Origin of the sequence: Rhodophyticola porphyridii (assembly GCF_003688285.1) — a bacterium.
GTDB lineage: Bacteria > Pseudomonadota > Alphaproteobacteria > Rhodobacterales > Rhodobacteraceae > Rhodophyticola > Rhodophyticola porphyridii.
The window spans coordinates 168579-184169 of the sequence record NZ_RCNT01000005.1 but is presented as its reverse complement, the minus strand read 5'-3'; the positions used below and the strand labels follow the sequence as shown (position 1 = coordinate 184169).

The window sequence follows — 15591 nt, the reverse complement described above, 5'->3', positions numbered from 1 at the left end:
CTGATTTGCCGCCCGCTTCGGGCCTACCAGCGCAGGATAACCGCGCCCCATGCCAGCCCGCCGCCGATCGCCTCGGTGACCAGCAGATCGCCCCGCTTGATCTGCCCGCGCGCCACGCCGACGGACAGCGCAAGCGGGATCGAAGCGGCCGAGGTATTGCCATGGTCCTGCACGGTCACCACGACCCGATCCATGCCCACACCCATCTTCTGCGCGGTCCGGGTGATGATCCGCAGATTGGCCTGATGGGGCACGATCCAGTCAACATCCTCCGCGCCCAATCCGGCCTTGTCGAGCGCGGCATGAGCAGTTTCGGCAAGCTTTTCAACAGCATGGCGGAACACCTCCCGCCCCTGCATCCGCAAGACGCCGGTGGATTGCGTGGACGAGACGCCGCCATCCACATAGAGCAGATCGCGGAAATCCCCATCCGAATGCAGATCCGCCGCCAGAATGCCCCGATCCTCTGGGGTGCCCTTGCCGTCCTGCGCCTCAAGGATCAGCGCACCGGCCCCGTCGCCGAACAGCACGCAGGTGCCGCGATCCTGCCAGTCCATGATCCGGCTGAAGGTCTCCGCACCGATCACCATGACCCGCTTGACTTGCCCCGAGGTGATGAACGCATTCGCCGTGGAGAGCGCATAGACAAATCCCGCGCAGACCGCCTGCACATCGAAGGCAAAACCGCTCTTCAGGCCAAGGCCGGCCTGAACCATCGTCGCCGCCGACGGGAATGTCAGATCCGGGGTCGACGTGGCGACGATCAGCGCGTCGATATCGCCGGGCTCAAGTCCCGCATCCGCCAGTGCGGCCCGGGCCGCTGCTATCGCCATGTCGGAGGTGGTTTCGCCCTCCGCCGCGAAATGGCGCCGCTCGATGCCCGAGCGGGACCTGATCCACTCGTCGGTGGTGTCGATCGTCTTCTCGAACTCGGAATTCGGCACGATCCGCGCGGGCAGATAATGGCCGATACCGACAGGAACGGCGCGCAGGGTCATGACTTGCTCTCTTGTTGTTCTTCTTGTTCTTGTTTTTCTTCCGCCTCGTGGATGGCGGCAGCCGCCGCCTCCTCGGCATCGCCGATACGGGCGGCCAGACGCTCGGTGAAATCGGAGGCCGCAAGCCGCGCCGCAAGCTTGATCGCGGCCGCCATGCCTGTCGGGTCGGAGGAGCCGTGGGATTTCACGATCGTTCCGTTCAGGCCCAGAAACACGCCGCCATTCACCCGGCGCGGGTCGATCCGTTTCGACAGGCGGCGCATCGAGGTCAGCGCCAGAAGCGCCGCGATCCGCGACAGGGGCGAATAGCGAAACGCCTCGCCCAGCAATTCGCGGATCATCCGCGCCGTGCCTTCGCCTGTTTTCAGCGCCACATTTCCGGTGAAGCCGTCGGTCACCACCACATCGACCCGGTCCGAGGGCAGATCGCCGCCCTCCACATTGCCGATGAACTCGAAATTTGCCGCAGGCGCCACCCGCTCGATCAGGTCATGGGCCATTTTCAGCTCGGCCCGGCCCTTGTGCTCTTCGGTGCCCACATTCAGCAAACCCACCCGCGGGCGCTTCAGGTCCAGCCCGTTGCGGGCATAGCTGGCGCCCATCAGCGCGTATTGCAGCAGGTCTTCGGCATCTGCGCGGATGTCCGCGCCCGCATCCAGCATCACGTTGAATCCCTGCGGATTGCGTGACGGCCAGAGACAGGCGATGGCGGGGCGGTTCACCCCCTCGATCTTGCGAAGGCGCAGCATCGACATCAGCATCAGCGCCCCGGTATTTCCGCAGCTCACCGCGACCTTGGCCTCACCCGCCCGCACCGATTCCACCGCAGACCACATGGAGGTGTTCTTGCCGTGGCGCATCACCAGGCTGGGCTTTTCGTCCATCGTCACGACCGCCTCCGCATGGCGGATGTCGCAGCGACCCGCCAATACTTTCTTGCGGTCGATCAGGCGGGTCAGCTCCGCCTCGTCGCCATGGACGATGAACCGGATATTGGGGTTCTTGCTGGCCGATTTGGCCATACCGGAGACAACCGCGGAGGGGCCCAGATCGCCCCCCATGGCATCAATAGACAGAACCGTGCCGGGAATCTGAGCCCCGGTCAGTGCTGCCGTATCGGTCATGCCGCCCCCGGGCCGCGCTTAGGCCGCGTCGTCGTCGAGGTCGATCTCATCGGCCTGGGCGATCACTTCGCGGTCGGCGTAATGCCCGCAGGACGGGCAGATGTGATGCGGGCGTTTCAACTCGCCGCAATTGGGGCATTCATTGGGATTGTCTGCAACCAATGCATCATGCGCCCGGCGCATGTTGCGGCGCGATTTGGTGATCTTGTTCTGGGGGACAGCCATGTCTCAACCTCAAATTTAGGGCGGGGTCGGCCTGGCCGGTTTTACCCCTGGGTTCCGTCTAACTCTATTCCTGTCATCTCGCCTCAGCCAAGCGGCTACCGGCACACCCCGTCCGGCCGGGCGCAACCTTGTGGTAAGGCGCGTCTTTTCTTGGCGGCGAATGAGGCCGGGAACATACTCGGATTCCCCCGCCATGCAAGCCCTAATCCCGGCCCCCCCGCCAAACCCGCCGCAAAGGGCTCAGTCCTGTCCGCCGCCATCCTCTCCCCCATCGTCCGGGTCGGCGTCCTTCAGGGCTGCGCGCAGCCCGGACAGGCCCGCAAACGGGCGCGTATCCTCGTCGCGCAGGGGGGTGACGCCCGGTTCGGTGAACACCGCCTCGCCCAGATCGGCCCCCTCGGCGCGGGGGTAAAGCGGCAGGTTCAGCGCCAGCGCCTCGATCATCACCTCAGCCAGATCGAGGCGGGGGCGCAGCGGCTCCATCGTCTCGTCCTCGGGCATCTCCACCTCGTCCTGCTCCGGGTCCGGTTCGGGCATCTCCGCCAGATAGCGGCGGGTAACGTCGGCCTCGATCCGGGTCGTCACCGGGGCCAGCGTGATGATGCAGGGTTGTACGACCGTTGCGCCCAGATGGCCGTTCAGCCGCAATTCGGTATCCGAAACACGGTCCAGCGCGCCGGTGAAGCGCAGTTTGCGCAGGCCCTCGATCTGCAGCGACCGGGCGATCGCGCGCATCTCCCCGGCGGTCGGGATCAGCTCGAATTCCTGTGCCTTGTCGCGGCGGATGTCGCCAAGGCGGATCTCGGCGCGGGGCAGGTCGTTGGCGGGCTCTGTCATTGCGAAAGGCTCCTGATGTCAACGGATACGCGCGTGCAGCTTGCCCTGTGCGCGCGGGTCGGGTAAGCCGATAGAAAGGATTGTCGGGCCTTGCAAGAGCCCGCGGCAGAAGGGTTGGGCAATGGCGATCGGGCAAACTTTCCCCATTAGGCAGCGGGTGCGGCTTGGTTTGGCACTGCTGGTGATATCGGTGACAGCGGCTTGTTCGGCCACTTTCAACAATCACGGATATATCCCGCCCGAAGAGGAACTGGCCGCGATTCTGCCCGGCGTGGATACCCGCGAGAGCGTGGAATCCAGCGTTGGACGGCCCGCCACCTCGGGCGTGATGCGGGACGAGGCGTGGTTCTACGCCGATTACCGGGTCCGCAATTTCGCGTATCGCGCGCCCGAGATCATCGAACGCAACATCGTGGCGATTTCCTTCGACGACGCCGGCGTGGTGCAGAATATCGAACGCTTCGGTCTCGAAGATGGGCAGATCGTGCCCCTGTCGCGCCGGGTCACCGAAAGCAGCGTTCAGGAAATCACCCTGCTGCGTCAGATCCTGCAGAACTTCGGACGGATCAATGTGGCCGATGCGCTTGGCGGCGACACCTAGGGTCCGGCATCGGCCCCGGTCGGCCGGAACCGGATTGATATACCATTGATACAGTAGCGCAGGCCCGTCGGGGTCGGCCCGTCGCCGAAGACATGGCCCAGATGGGCGTCGCAACGGGCACAATGCACCTCTGTGCGGCGCAGGAACCAGCCCCGATCGACGCTTTCCCCTACGGCAGCCGGATCGATCGGCTGCGTGAAGCTGGGCCAGCCCGTTCCGCTGTCGAATTTGGCGGTCTGCCCAAATAGGGGCAGATCGCAGCAGACACAGTGGAACTGCCCGGGATCCTTAGGAAAATCGTCGTTGCTGAAGGGGCGCTCGGTCGCGTGTTTGCGGGTCACGCGATAGGCCAGATCGCTCAGCTCGGCGCGCCACTCCGCATCCGGTTTCACCAGTTTTTCCACGCGCGCCCTCTTGTCGTTTCGGTGTCATAGTCCCAAGCTATTGGGGGTGCACAAGATGTAGGCCTCGTCTGCATCCTGGCAAATTGCCCGGCAAAGGCAGGAGCTTGGGCCGATGTTGAATCTTCTGAAAGGGCGATATCGCGCCCGGTTTGCCGAGAACGACGCCGATATCGACGCGGCACAGCGGCTGCGTTGTCTTGCGTTTCGCGCCGATGGAACCGGGCGCGATGCGGATGCCTATGATGCGGCCTGCGCCCATGTTCTGGTGGAAGAGGTCAGGACCGGTCGGCTCGTCTGTTGCTTCAGGCTGCTGCATCTGGCCGGCGGGGCAGAGATCTCGCGGTCATATTCCGCGCAGTATTATGAACTTTCCGCGCTGAAGGATTTCGCGGGCCCGATGGTGGAGATGGGACGCTTCTGCCTTCACCCCGAGTGCCACGACCCCGATATTCTGCGCGTGGCCTGGGGCGCGATGACGGCCTATGTCGACCGTGAAGGGGTGGAGATGCTGTTCGGCTGCTCCTCCTTCCATGGAACCGAGGCGCGGGAGTATTACGACGCCTTTGCCCTGCTTCGGGACCGCCACATCGCGCCGAAACGATGGCTGCCGCGGGTCAAGGCGCCTTCGGTCTTCCGATTCGCCAGCCGGCTCCGCCGAAAACCCGATCTGAAACTGGCCCAGGCCAAGATGCCGCCGCTTCTGCGGACCTATCTGCTGATGGGCGGATGGGTCAGCGACCATGCGGTGGTGGATCGGGATCTGAACACACTGCATGTGTTCACCGGGCTGGAGATCAAGGCGATCCCGCCGGCCCGCGCTCGTCTTCTGCGCGGCGTCGTCGGTTAGCGAGGCGCAAGAGCGCAAATATCCTCGGTGGACTTCCAGGGCGAGAGGCGGACTCTATCCCGCACGGCCGGGCTCTTCCCTCCGGCGGAGGCAGGGTGCGCCACCAGCGCGCCGGCGCTCTGCCGTCAGCCCCTCTGGCAAGCGGCGCCAGCACGGTAGACCTCATTCTGTCCGAGACAAATGGCAGGACCTGCCCGCGTCGGTCCACGGCCCTATGTCTTGTGCCACCATTCGGCGATGGATTGCACCGGACCGAGCGCGGCCGAGCATGCCCAGGTTCCGCCGAGCGGTCTTGTCCGTGCCCCGCTGCCGCGCTTGAACCGGGCAAGCCCGGGCGCGTCATCCGGGTTATGCGCGCCAAGATCTATCCGCTGATGCCCTGCGGCGGAGAGAGACTGCATCGCCTGCCAAAGCAAGAGGTTATGGGCGGAGTTTGCGCGACCTATGTCACTGCTCCAGCCGATGTGATAGCTGGCCACGGGCCCGTGGCAGAGAAACAGCATGGCCGCAACCGGCCGCCCCGCGGCGCGCGCGGTGAAGAGCTGGGCAGCCCCCGGCAAGGCGCTGGCCATGGCCAGCGTGACCGCATGGGGCAGGGCGCGGAAATTCAGGCGTTTCTGCTGCGCGATGTCTTCGCTCAGCAGCCAATGGGCCGGGTCGGGGCGAAAGGCGTTCTGGGTTACCACCAGCCCGGATTTCTGCCCGTGCCGCAGCCGGTTGCGCCATTTGACGGACATTGACGCCCACCACGCCTCTCGCGGGCCCAGCAACGACAGCTCCGCCACCTCTCGCGGCGCGGCGATCCGCAGGAAACCGGCCTGTCTCAGCGCCGCGGCGTCCGCGGCATCATCCGCGTTCACGATCAGATGGCGGATGCCAAGCGCGCGTCTCAGCCCGGCCAGCGCCTGCGGATTGCGCCGCCCCGTCCAGACCGGCCCGCGGGAGATCAGCCCCACCGTGCCGATCCCGGGCCAGCGCCGCCGGATCACCAGCGCGCGCCCGCCGGGCAGAACATGGGAGATCGCGTTGACCCCGACCGCTGTCAGCGCATCGGCGAACAGAGGGGATTGCTGGAGCGGCAGGGCGGTGGCGGGCGGGCTTGGGGCGAAATCGAACATGCAGGCAGGCTAGAGCCAACTCTCTAATGGCTGGTTAACCCTGCGCCGGGATCGACCGTGCCGGTCCGCAGAATGGTGGGCGATGGCCCCTCCCGATATGCCAGCGCGTGCGTGGCCGCCCCGCCGTGCGGCCACGCGCTGAGTGCCGATGACGGCGCGAGAGGTTACTCCATCACCACCAGCGCGTGGCGTTTCCGGCCCGCGCTCAGCTTGATTGGCTCCGCCAGATCGGCCGCGGAAATCATCAGTCCTGCATCGCTGAGCAGCTCGTCATTGATGCGGGCACCCTTCTCGGCGATCAGGCGCTTGGCCTCCTTGCCCGATTTGGCAAGCCCCGCGCGGGTGATCAGCTGTACGACGGAGATTCCGTCCCCCACCTCTTCGGCGCCAAGGCTCAGCTTCGGCAGATCCTCGCCAGCGCCGCCATGCTCGAAAACCTCCCGCGCGGTCGCCTCGGCAGTTCCGGCCGCATCAACGCCGTGCAACAGCGCCGTGACTTCATTGGCCAAAATGATCTTGGCATCATTGATCTCGGAGCCTTCCAGAGCGCCAAGACGGTCACATTCCGCCACCGGCAGTTCGGTGAACATCTTCAGGAACTTTCCCACATCCGCATCGGGCACGTTCCGCCACCATTGCCAGAACTCGTAGGACGACATCATGTCTTCATTCAGCCAGACGGCGCCGTCGGCGGACTTGCCCATTTTCTTGCCATCCGCGCGGGTCACAAGCGGCGTGGTCAGCCCGAAGGCATCCGCCGCCTCGACCCGGCGGATCAGATCTGCCCCCGAGACGATATTGCCCCACTGGTCCGATCCGCCCATTTGCAGGATGCAGCCATATCGCCGGTAAAGCTCCAGATAATCGTAGGATTGCAGCAACATATAGTTGAACTCGATGAAGCTGAGCGCCTGTTCCCGGTCCAGTCTCGATTTCACGCTCTCGAACGCCAGAAGCCGGTTGATCGTGAAATGCTTGCCGATGTCGCGCAGGAAATCGATGTATTTCAACTTGTCGAGCCATTCGGCATTGTTCACCAGCGGGGAATCCGTGGGCCCGTCGCCATAGGAGATGTAGCGGGAGAAGACCTTGCGGATCCCCTTCGCATTCGCCTCGATCTGCTCCACGGACAGGATCTTGCGCATCTCGTCCTTGCCCGAGGGGTCGCCGACCTTGGTTGTGCCGCCGCCCATCAGGGTGATCGGGCGATGCCCGGTCTTCTGCAGCCAGCGCAGCAGCATGATCTGGACCAGATTGCCGATATGCAGGCTGGTCGCAGTCAGATCGAAGCCGATATACCCCGTCACCACGCCCTTGGTCAGACGCTCGTCGAGCTCTTGCAGATCGGTGCAATCGGCGATGAATCCGCGTGTGCTCAGTTCCCGCAGGAAATCGGATTTGGGGTGGTAGGTCATGGGTGATGCGTCCATTCTTTCGGCAACGGGTCTATAGCGGGGCAGGTCGTGAAGGGAAAGAGCGAAGCGCGGCCATTGCGGGTGGCAGGCGCGATGTCGGGCACCTCGCTGGACGGGGTCGATCTGGCAGTGATCGAAACCGATGGCGTCTCGATCCTCGGGTTCGGCGAAACCGCCTATCGGCCCTATGACAAGACCGAGCGGGCCGCGTTGCGCGCGGCGCTCGGCCGCTGGCCGGGTGAAGCGGGGGTGGCCGGTGCTGCCACTATCGTGGAGGCGGCGCATCTGGCGCTGGCCCGGGATCTCGCGCCGATATCGGCCCTGGGTTTTCACGGCCAGACCCTTGCCCATGAGCCGGACGGGCGCGGGACGCATCAGGCGGGAGATGGCGAACGGCTGGCGCGCGATCTGGGCTGCCCCGTGATCTGGGATTTCCGCAGTTCCGATATCCAGCTTGGCGGGCAGGGCGCGCCGCTTGCGCCGTTCTTCCACTGGGCCTGCGCCCGCTGGATCGGGGCCGAAAGGCCGGTTGCATTCCTCAATCTCGGCGGTGTCGGCAACCTGACCTGGGTCCAGCCGCTGGCCGATGCCCCCGATGCGCCGGGGGCGCTTCTGGCCTTCGATACCGGGCCCGCCAATGCCCCGCTTGATGATCTGATGCGGGCGCGGGGGCTGGGTGAGGTCGATCTGGATGGCGCACTGGCGCTGTCGGGCCGGCCCGATCAGGAGGCCGTGACGGCGTTTCTGAGCGACGGGTATTTCCTGAAAATTCCGCCGAAGTCGCTGGACCGTGGCGATTTTGGCCACCTGATCCAAAGGGTCGCGGGCTTGCGGAACGCCGATGCGATGGCGACACTGGCGGCCTGTGTCACCGGCGCGGTCGCGCGTGGAATGGAGCATCTGCCCATACCCCCGGCACAGGTTCTCGTTACCGGCGGCGGGCGCCACAACCCGGCGCTGATGGCGGGGCTGCAACGAAACCTCGATATGCCGGTCCTGCCGGTGGAGGCGGTCGGGCTGGACGGTGATTTTCTGGAGGCTCAGGCTTTTGCCTATCTGGCCGTCCGGGTCATGCGCGGCATGACCACAAGCGCGCCGGGGACCACCGGCGTCGCGGCTGCGGTCGGCGGCGGGCGGATCAGTCGGCCGGACACCGCGCCCTGAGCGGCGGCCGTACCGCCCGGGAGGATTACCGGCGGGGGATGTCGAAGCCGGCCGGCGCGAGGGTGAAGCCGCTGAACCGGAAACCGGGCGAAACCGTGCAGGAGACGAGTGTGTAGGCCCCGGTGGTGCGGGCGGCCTGCCAGTGGTTTTCGGGCACGATGCATTGCGGGCTGCCATGCACCAGATCCGGGGTCAGCAGGTGATCGGTGGCGGGGCCCGTTTCCGTCTTGCTGAGCGACAGGATCAGCGGTGCGCCGGAATGGTACAGCCAGATCTCGGTCGCATCGACCTTGTGCCAATGGCTGGTCTCACCGGCCTTGAGCAGGAAATAGATGCAGGTGCCGCTTGGGCGGCCCGGAGTGTCGGCAACCCATGTCTGGCGGTAATGGCCCCCCTCGGGATGGGGGGCCAGATCGAGATGCGCGATGATCTGGTCAGCGGTCATGGGGTGGGCGGGCATGGCGAGAGATCCGTTGGTTCACGCGACATCGGTTTGGTTCCGGCAACGCTGGTGGCACAGCCAAAGACATGATTGCGCAGCACCACGTCAAGCCCCTGCGCCTGCAATGCCTGCGCCATTCCGGCTGCGGTCCCGACACGCTTGGAATAGGGGCCGATCATCGTAAAATCCTGCGCGCCGGTGAGGAACAGCCGTTCGACCCACGGCAAGACGCGATCGAGATAGAGGCGATAGAGCGGGCGGCCCCACCAGCCGACGGGATCGGAGGCCTCGATCAGGGAAAAGCTTCCGCCGGGTCTCAGCAGGCGGGCGATCTGCTTCGCCAGGCGGGCCAGCTGATCGGAATTGAAGGTCTTGAGTCCAAAGGTCGAGATCACCAGATCCGCGCTTTCGCCTGGCAGGTCCGTTTCGAGCGCGTTGGCCTGCAGATGCTGGATCCTGTCGCCATAGGCCCCGTGCAGGCGCGCCACGGCATCCAGATGCATGCGGTGCGAGATGTCGATGGCCGTGATCGCGGCCAGATCGGGGGAACCGGCGCAAGAGGTGCGGCCAGACTTCGCCGGTGCCCGCCATCAGATCGACCGCCTGAGCCCCGGGCGCCGGGGGCACGAGCCGGGCGACACATTGGCGCCGCCAAAGCCAGACGAAGCCAAAGGAACTGACCGCGCTCCACCGGCGATAGTTGGCCGAACAGCGGTCGAACAGATCGGCGACATAGTCGGGATCGTAGATGTCGGTCTGGGGCTCAGGCATGGTGCGATCCGAAAATGCCCCCCGGCATATCACCGGGAGGCTTGTGTGGTCACTCCGCGGCGCGGGGCGGGGTGTCGGTGTCGCCGGATGCGGTGGGCGCCGCGAGGGGGCGCGATGGGGTCTCGGGCTGCGCGGTGAGCCCTTCGGCCACACCGGCCAGACCATTGTCGAGGCTCATGCCGAGTTCTTCGCCCAGGCGTTTCAGGGCGGGCATCTGCACCGCCATGCCCATGATCGAATCCAGCGCCTGATTGACGACCGGCTTGTCGCCGCCGGGCGTATCGGCGCCGCCGCCTGGGCCGCCCATGCCAAGTCCGCCGACCTGATGGATCTTGATCGAGTCGATCTTTTCGACCGGTTTGACCATCTGCTCCATGATCCCGGGGATGGCCTCGATGCGGGCCATGTCGACCTTCATCGCGACGATCTCGGGGCTGAGCGCATTGTCGGCCTCCACGATGGCGCGTTTGCCTTCGGCCTCGGCCAGCATGTCCTTTTTCTTGGCCTCCGCCCGGATCGAAATTGCATCCGCTTCGGCCTGCGCCTCCTCGCGGCGGGCATCGGCGCGGTCCTGTGCGGCGTCTTTTTCGGCCGCTGCGGCAAGGCGGATCTTCGTCGCTTCCCGCTCTGCCTCGCGGGTGGCTTCGATCAGGGCGATCTGCTTGGCGCGCTCGGCCTCCGCCACCGCGCGCGCGGTGGTCACGGCTTCCAGCGCCTTGGTGGCCTCGGCACGGGCGAGATCGGCGGAGCCACGGGCGCGGCTTTCTTCTTCGGATTTCTGGTTGATGATGATCTGGCGTTCCTGCTCGGCCACCTCAAGTTCGCGCTCCTTGGTGATCTCGGCCTCGCGGATCTTGCGTTCGCGGGCGATCTCGGCGGAACGAATGGCCTCCTCGCGCGCAATGCGGGAGCGTTCCGTTTCGCGCATGGAATCCTCGCGCCGGGCGGCGATTTCGGCTTCCTGCGCGGCCTTCATGGTTTCGATCTGCTGGACCTGCGCAATCGCGGCCTGTTCCTCGTCCTGCTGGATCGCCAGCTTCTGACGTTCGGCCTCCATCGCGGCGCGGCGCACGGCGACCTCGGCCTCGGCGTCGATCTCGGCCCGCTCTTTTTTCGACTTCGCGATGACCTCGGCCAGTTTGCGCATACCCACCGCGTTGAATGCGTTATTCTCGTCGAGCGCCTCGAACGGCGTCTGGTCCAGCGCCGTCAGCGAGACCGACTCCAGCGACAGACCGTTTTTCAGCAGGTCCTCGGACACGGCGTTCTGCACTTGCTGGACAAAATCCGAGCGGTTTTCATGCAGCCCGTCCATCGTCATCTTGGCGGCCACGGCACGCAGGCCGTCGATCAGCTTGCCCTCGATCATCTCGCGTAGCTGGTCGACATAGAAGGTCCGGTCGCCAAGGGTCTGGGCGGCGCGGGCGATGCCGTCATCGGTGGGGTTGACGGAGACATAGAACTCCACGCCGACATCGACGCGCATCCGGTCCTGGGTGATCAGCGCGCCTTCGGCGGTTCGGCGCACTTCGAGGCGCAGGGTCTTCATGTTGACCGGGCTGACCTCATGCAGAAGCGGCACGACGATCGTCCCCCCGTCCATGATGACCTTCTTGCCGCCGGCCCCGGTTTTCACAAGGCTCACCTCGCGCGTGGCCCGGCGGTAAAGGCGGCCCAGAACAAGGCCGACGAAGAGAATGAAGGCCAGGATGGCCCCGACGATGATACCAAGGGTGGCGAGATCCATGGGGGTCTCCTTTCAGGATCGGTTGGGCGCAAGATCTGCGCGTGCAATTTGCCCGTCAGTCGCCGAACGGGATCAGTCGAAATCCGCCGGTCGGGCGGTGGCGGAGCACGAGAACTTCGGCCCCCTGGGGGATCTCCTCGCCGGGCCTGAACGGTTCGGCGCGAAGGTAGTGGCTGTTGCCATACCGGTCGGTGACGCGGACCTCGGCGGGGGTCCCGGTCCTGGCGGTGCCTTGCGTCACGGTGCCCCTGCGCCGCGCGAGGCTGCGAGCGGCGACGGACTGGGTTTCGGTCTTGGGAATGGCGCGGGCAAAGACGGCGCCGAAGCTGCGGGCGAACCAGATCGCGGCAAGAATCGCAGGCAGGCTCGCAAGGGCGGCGGGCAAGGGGGCCCAGAGGGCGGTGGCGGCATTCTGGATCACGATCCCCGACACGCCGAAGGCCAGCAGGACCGCGCCCAGCCAGATCAGGGCCGGAACACGGCCAAGGCCAAGCCAGGCCGCAACTCCCGTCGCCGGCCCGGCGGCGGCGCCGGTATCGAGATCGGGGGCAAAATCCTCGGCACTCGGAAGTTCGAACTCGGTGGGGTCGATGTCGAGCGCGTCGAAATCCATGTCGAGATCGAGCTCGGGAACATCCGCCAGGTCGGGCAGATCGATCTCGACCTCCGGCTCGCCGCCGCCTGCGCCCAAAAGTGTCGCGCCCATGACGGCAAAGACAAGCTCCAGCGCCAAAAGGCCGAAAAGCAGGGCGAGAGACAGCGTGAAAGGCGCGTATGCGCCGGACAGAAGAGTGTCGAGCATCCGTTGAAACCGTTCATTGTGTGCAAAGGTATACTGAAAACATAGGAGGTCACGGGTTTGTTACAAGTCTGGCGGTGGGCGTTCGGATTGTGATGCGACGAGATTACAAGGCAGACCGTGTCGCATGATCGTGTCGAGATTATCACCTTGGCGCGTCACGGGCAGTGCCGCAACGGGGAAAGACCCGACACCCGGGTCATGGCCTGCGGGCTCCGAAACCCGGCGTCCCGCGATCATCGGGGTGGCGCGCCAGATAGGCGTCCTTGATCTCTTCGGAGGTCTGGCGCGAGCCGTCATGACTCCAGCCCGGCGGGGCAAGCGCATAAAGCAGCCGCTGGCGGAGCGTCAGGCCGGGCTGCGTGATGTCCCGGAAGATCCCCACCCATTCATGAAAGGCGACGCGCAGCGGGTTGAAGGTGCCGATATTGTGGACCAGCCCGTAATCCGGCTTTTCCTCCTTCAGTTCGGGCACGAACGTGCCGAACATCTTGTCCCAGACGATGAAGACGCCGGCGTAATTGGCATCGAGATAGCGGGCATTGCGGCCATGATGGACCCGGTGGTGGGAGGGCGTGTTCATAACCGCCTCGAACCAGCGGGGCATCTTGCCGATCGCCTCCGTATGGATCCAGAACTGATAGATCAGGTTCAACCCGCCCACGAACAGCACCATCGCCGGGTGAAAGCCCAAAAGGATCAGCGGTGCACGGACCACCATCATGAAAGTGAAGGTTCCGGTCCATGTCTGGCGCAGTGCGGTGGTCAGGTTGTAATGCTGACTGGAATGGTGGTTCACGTGGCTGGCCCAGACCCACCTTATCCGGTGGCCGAAACGGTGCACCCAGTAGTAGCGTAGATCGTCCAGAACGAAGCACAGGATCACGACCCAGACCGATGTGCCCAGATCAAGGGGCGTGATGGCCCAGAGCAGCATGAAAAAGCCCCAGGCGATGAAGCCCAGCAAGAGGCTCGACCCGATATTGCCGGCCCCCATGATCAGCGAGGTGATCGCGTCACGGGTTTCATAGCGCCCGCCGCGATGTCTGAGCGTGATCCAGAGCAGTTCGGCCAGGATGGCGGCGATGAAGAGCGGCACCGCCCATTGGACCACGTCGGGATAGGTGAGAAGGTCGGTCATCGGATCCTGTCCAGTTTTTGCCGCCAGAGGGCGCGCGTATCGGGTCTGAGCGAAACTGTGAGCCCCGGCGCCCCGAAATCATGCAGATGGAACCTCAGACCGTTTGCGGTTTCGGTGATAGTGGCGTTCGCAAGCCGGTGGGCGGTGCTGTCTGCGCCCATCGCCCAGACGAGGCCGGGGCCATGGTCGGTTTCCACAAGAGCCGACAGGCCGTCGTCGCTGACATGGGTGGCCGATATGGTGTCGTCGGGAAAATGCCGGCTCCATTCGCGGCGGATCGCGGCGTCATCGGCGAAATGCAGACGGCGCGAAAAGCCTAACAGATGCAGCAGGATCGCGATGGCGGCAATTCCGCCGATCACCAGTGCAAGCAATAGCGGCAGCGGCATGGTCTGCTCGGCCCTTCCTCCCGGTTGCTCCTCCGCGGATCACTCTGCCATGTCGGGCGCGTCTGTCAAAGGCACCGTGGCGTCACGCTCGGCCTGCGGCAGGACGAGCGTCGCTTCCAGCCCGCCCTCGGGCCGGTTGCGCAGCGAAAGCGCGCCCTCGGTCTGTTCGGCAAATCCCACGACCATGGACAGGCCAAGGCCGGAGCCCTTGCCAAGGGGTTTGGTCGTGAAGAACGGGGCCTTGACCTCTTCCAGGCGCGCCTCGGGGATGCCGGGGCCGTTGTCGCGGACCGCGATGGCACAGAACCGCCCCGACAGGCGCTTGCCGTCGGAGCGGTGCGGGGCGTGCGGGTTGGGCAGTTTCCGGGGCCGCGCGGTGACCGAGATATGCCCGCCCTCCGGCATCGCGTCGCGTGCGTTGATGACCAGATTGAGCAGTGCCGTGGACAGCTGGTTCGGGTCGGCCCGGCAGGTCAGACCCGGCGGCCCGGCATCCATGATGAGCGTGATCGTCGCCGGCAGGATGCGCCGGTACATCGTCCCCATACCGTCGAGAAACTCGGCAATCTCGATGGGTTCCGGGCGAAGCGTGGCGCGGCCCGAAAAGCTCAGCAACTGCGCGGTCAGCGTGGCGGCGCGATTGGCGGCGACCTGCGCCTCCCGGACGACGCTGTCGCGTTCGCCCGGCTGATCCAGTTCCTCGTAGAGATCCAGATTGCCCAGAATGACCGTCAGGATGTTGTTGAAATCATGGGCCACGCCACCGGTAAGCCGCCCCACGGCCTCCATCTTCTGGGCCTCGGCCCGGATCATCTCCGCGTTGTTGAGACGGCCGCGGATGTGCAGGCTGCCCAGATAGGCAACGCCGAAATAGACCGACAGCCCCACAACCCCGGTCAGGATCAGCACGGCCTCGCCGGTGCTGGCGGCGTCGCGGACAAAAACCCAGGCAACCAGCGCCGCCCCGATACCCATGAGGATGACATCCCAGACCGCCACATGGGTCAGCCCGCGGTGGCGCACCAGATTATGCACGCACATGCCCAGAAATCCGCAGAGGCCGACGAAGGCCAGCCCAAGCTGATCGGTGGTGATCAGATAATAGGGCATCACTGCAAAGGCCGATGAGGTGACGATGTTCATCGCCATGATCATCACGTAGCCAGGCAGGCGAACCGGCGGGCGCCAGCGGCGCATGATCGACACATAGGAGGCGTCGATCACGATATAGCTCATCGCCCAGATCAGCGGCAGGGGCGCGGCCATGGCATACCAAAGCGCCAGCGCGCCCACGGTGATGACCGACCACCTCACGACGATATCCAGCGAGGCGCGCGCGTCCGCCTGAATCAGTTCCGATGCCTCGGGCCAGAAGTCCCGGCGCGGGGGCGGGGCGTCTTCGGTCCGGCCATCATGGGCAGGCTCAACTCTCATACATCAACATCATACTCGATAGACTTCATGCGTCACCGACGAAGTTGGCGCCAGAAACCCGAAAAACTGGTTAACGATAGTTGACCATGTATCGCAACGCCGCACGCGGCCGGACACGCCCCCGGCCGAACGGCG

Annotated in this window: 17 protein-coding genes and 1 pseudogene; 3 read left to right on the top strand and 15 right to left on the bottom strand. The window is 65.1% G+C overall.

Features of this window, described 5'->3' with window-relative positions; all coding sequences use genetic code 11:
- Positions 1–23: 23 nt before the first annotated feature.
- The 4 genes from D9R08_RS11310 to D9R08_RS11295 form a co-directional block, all read right to left on the bottom strand.
- Positions 24–998, bottom strand: coding sequence for a beta-ketoacyl-ACP synthase III (locus D9R08_RS11310; RefSeq protein WP_121898154.1), 975 nt, complete (start codon positions 996–998; stop codon positions 24–26).
- Complete coding sequence (gene plsX / locus D9R08_RS11305) at positions 995–2122, bottom strand: phosphate acyltransferase PlsX (protein WP_121898153.1); 1128 nt, start codon at positions 2120–2122, stop codon at positions 995–997. The genes D9R08_RS11310 and plsX overlap by 4 nt, the downstream gene beginning before the upstream one ends.
- An 18-nt stretch (positions 2123–2140) precedes the next feature.
- Positions 2141–2347: a 50S ribosomal protein L32 gene (gene rpmF / locus D9R08_RS11300; protein WP_121898152.1), complete on the bottom strand. Its 207-nt coding sequence runs from the start codon at positions 2345–2347 to the stop codon at positions 2141–2143.
- A gap of 240 nt (positions 2348–2587) precedes the next feature.
- On the bottom strand, positions 2588–3184 hold the full coding sequence (locus D9R08_RS11295; protein WP_121898151.1) for a YceD family protein: 597 nt from the start codon (positions 3182–3184) through the stop codon (positions 2588–2590).
- A gap of 181 nt (positions 3185–3365) precedes the next feature.
- Between D9R08_RS11295 and D9R08_RS11290 the strand changes: the two genes are divergently transcribed.
- Complete coding sequence (locus D9R08_RS11290) at positions 3366–3785, top strand: outer membrane protein assembly factor BamE (protein WP_233557422.1); 420 nt, start codon at positions 3366–3368, stop codon at positions 3783–3785.
- Here the strand turns inward: D9R08_RS11290 and msrB are convergent.
- Positions 3782–4189, bottom strand: coding sequence for a peptide-methionine (R)-S-oxide reductase MsrB (msrB, locus tag D9R08_RS11285; protein WP_121898149.1), 408 nt, complete (start codon positions 4187–4189; stop codon positions 3782–3784). The genes D9R08_RS11290 and msrB overlap by 4 nt on opposite strands.
- Positions 4190–4301: 112 nt before the next feature.
- On the opposite strand from msrB, the gene D9R08_RS11280 reads away from it, so the two are divergent.
- The gene (locus tag D9R08_RS11280) at positions 4302–5036 is read left to right on the top strand and encodes a GNAT family N-acetyltransferase (RefSeq protein WP_121898148.1); all 735 of its coding nucleotides are present in this window, start codon (positions 4302–4304) and stop codon (positions 5034–5036) included.
- A 212-nt stretch (positions 5037–5248) separates the two neighbouring features.
- Here the strand turns inward: D9R08_RS11280 and D9R08_RS11275 are convergent, their stop codons facing one another.
- Positions 5249–6154 (bottom strand): GNAT family N-acetyltransferase, encoded by a 906-nt coding sequence (locus tag D9R08_RS11275; RefSeq protein ID WP_121898147.1) that lies wholly within the window; start codon positions 6152–6154, stop codon positions 5249–5251.
- 164 nt (positions 6155–6318) lie between these two features.
- Entirely contained in the window at positions 6319–7569 is a 1251-nt protein-coding gene (gene tyrS / locus D9R08_RS11270; RefSeq protein ID WP_121898146.1) for a tyrosine--tRNA ligase, read from the bottom strand.
- A gap of 93 nt (positions 7570–7662) precedes the next feature.
- On the opposite strand from tyrS, the gene D9R08_RS11265 reads away from it, so the two are divergent.
- A complete protein-coding gene (locus D9R08_RS11265) occupies positions 7663–8733 on the top strand; it encodes an anhydro-N-acetylmuramic acid kinase (protein ID WP_233557433.1) in 1071 nt (356 codons plus the stop codon).
- 25 nt (positions 8734–8758) lie between these two features.
- Here the strand turns inward: D9R08_RS11265 and D9R08_RS11260 are convergent, their stop codons facing one another.
- The 8 genes and pseudogenes from D9R08_RS11260 to D9R08_RS11230 form a co-directional block, all read right to left on the bottom strand.
- Positions 8759–9178 carry a cupin domain-containing protein gene (locus D9R08_RS11260; protein ID WP_121898145.1) on the bottom strand — a complete coding sequence of 140 codons (420 nt, stop codon included), beginning with the start codon at positions 9176–9178 and terminating at the stop codon, positions 8759–8761.
- On the bottom strand, positions 9175–9678 hold the full coding sequence (locus tag D9R08_RS11255) for a class I SAM-dependent methyltransferase (protein ID WP_267898152.1): 504 nt from the start codon (positions 9676–9678) through the stop codon (positions 9175–9177). Before D9R08_RS11255 ends, D9R08_RS11260 begins: the two co-directional genes overlap by 4 nt.
- A 106-nt stretch (positions 9679–9784) precedes the next feature.
- Positions 9785–9946: pseudogene (locus D9R08_RS19530) on the bottom strand (hypothetical protein); the annotation flags it as partial.
- A gap of 49 nt (positions 9947–9995) precedes the next feature.
- Positions 9996–11693: a flotillin family protein gene (locus D9R08_RS11250; protein WP_121898144.1), complete on the bottom strand. Its 1698-nt coding sequence runs from the start codon at positions 11691–11693 to the stop codon at positions 9996–9998.
- A 55-nt stretch (positions 11694–11748) separates the two neighbouring features.
- Entirely contained in the window at positions 11749–12495 is a 747-nt protein-coding gene (locus tag D9R08_RS11245) for an OB-fold-containig protein (protein WP_121898143.1), read from the bottom strand.
- A gap of 196 nt (positions 12496–12691) precedes the next feature.
- The gene (locus tag D9R08_RS11240) at positions 12692–13633 is read right to left on the bottom strand and encodes a sterol desaturase family protein (RefSeq protein WP_121898142.1); all 942 of its coding nucleotides are present in this window, start codon (positions 13631–13633) and stop codon (positions 12692–12694) included.
- The gene (locus tag D9R08_RS11235) at positions 13630–14022 is read right to left on the bottom strand and encodes a hypothetical protein (protein WP_121898141.1); all 393 of its coding nucleotides are present in this window, start codon (positions 14020–14022) and stop codon (positions 13630–13632) included. Before D9R08_RS11235 ends, D9R08_RS11240 begins: the two co-directional genes overlap by 4 nt.
- A gap of 39 nt (positions 14023–14061) precedes the next feature.
- Entirely contained in the window at positions 14062–15456 is a 1395-nt protein-coding gene (locus D9R08_RS11230; RefSeq protein WP_121898140.1) for an ATP-binding protein, read from the bottom strand.
- Between the last annotated feature and the right edge of the window lie 135 nt (positions 15457–15591).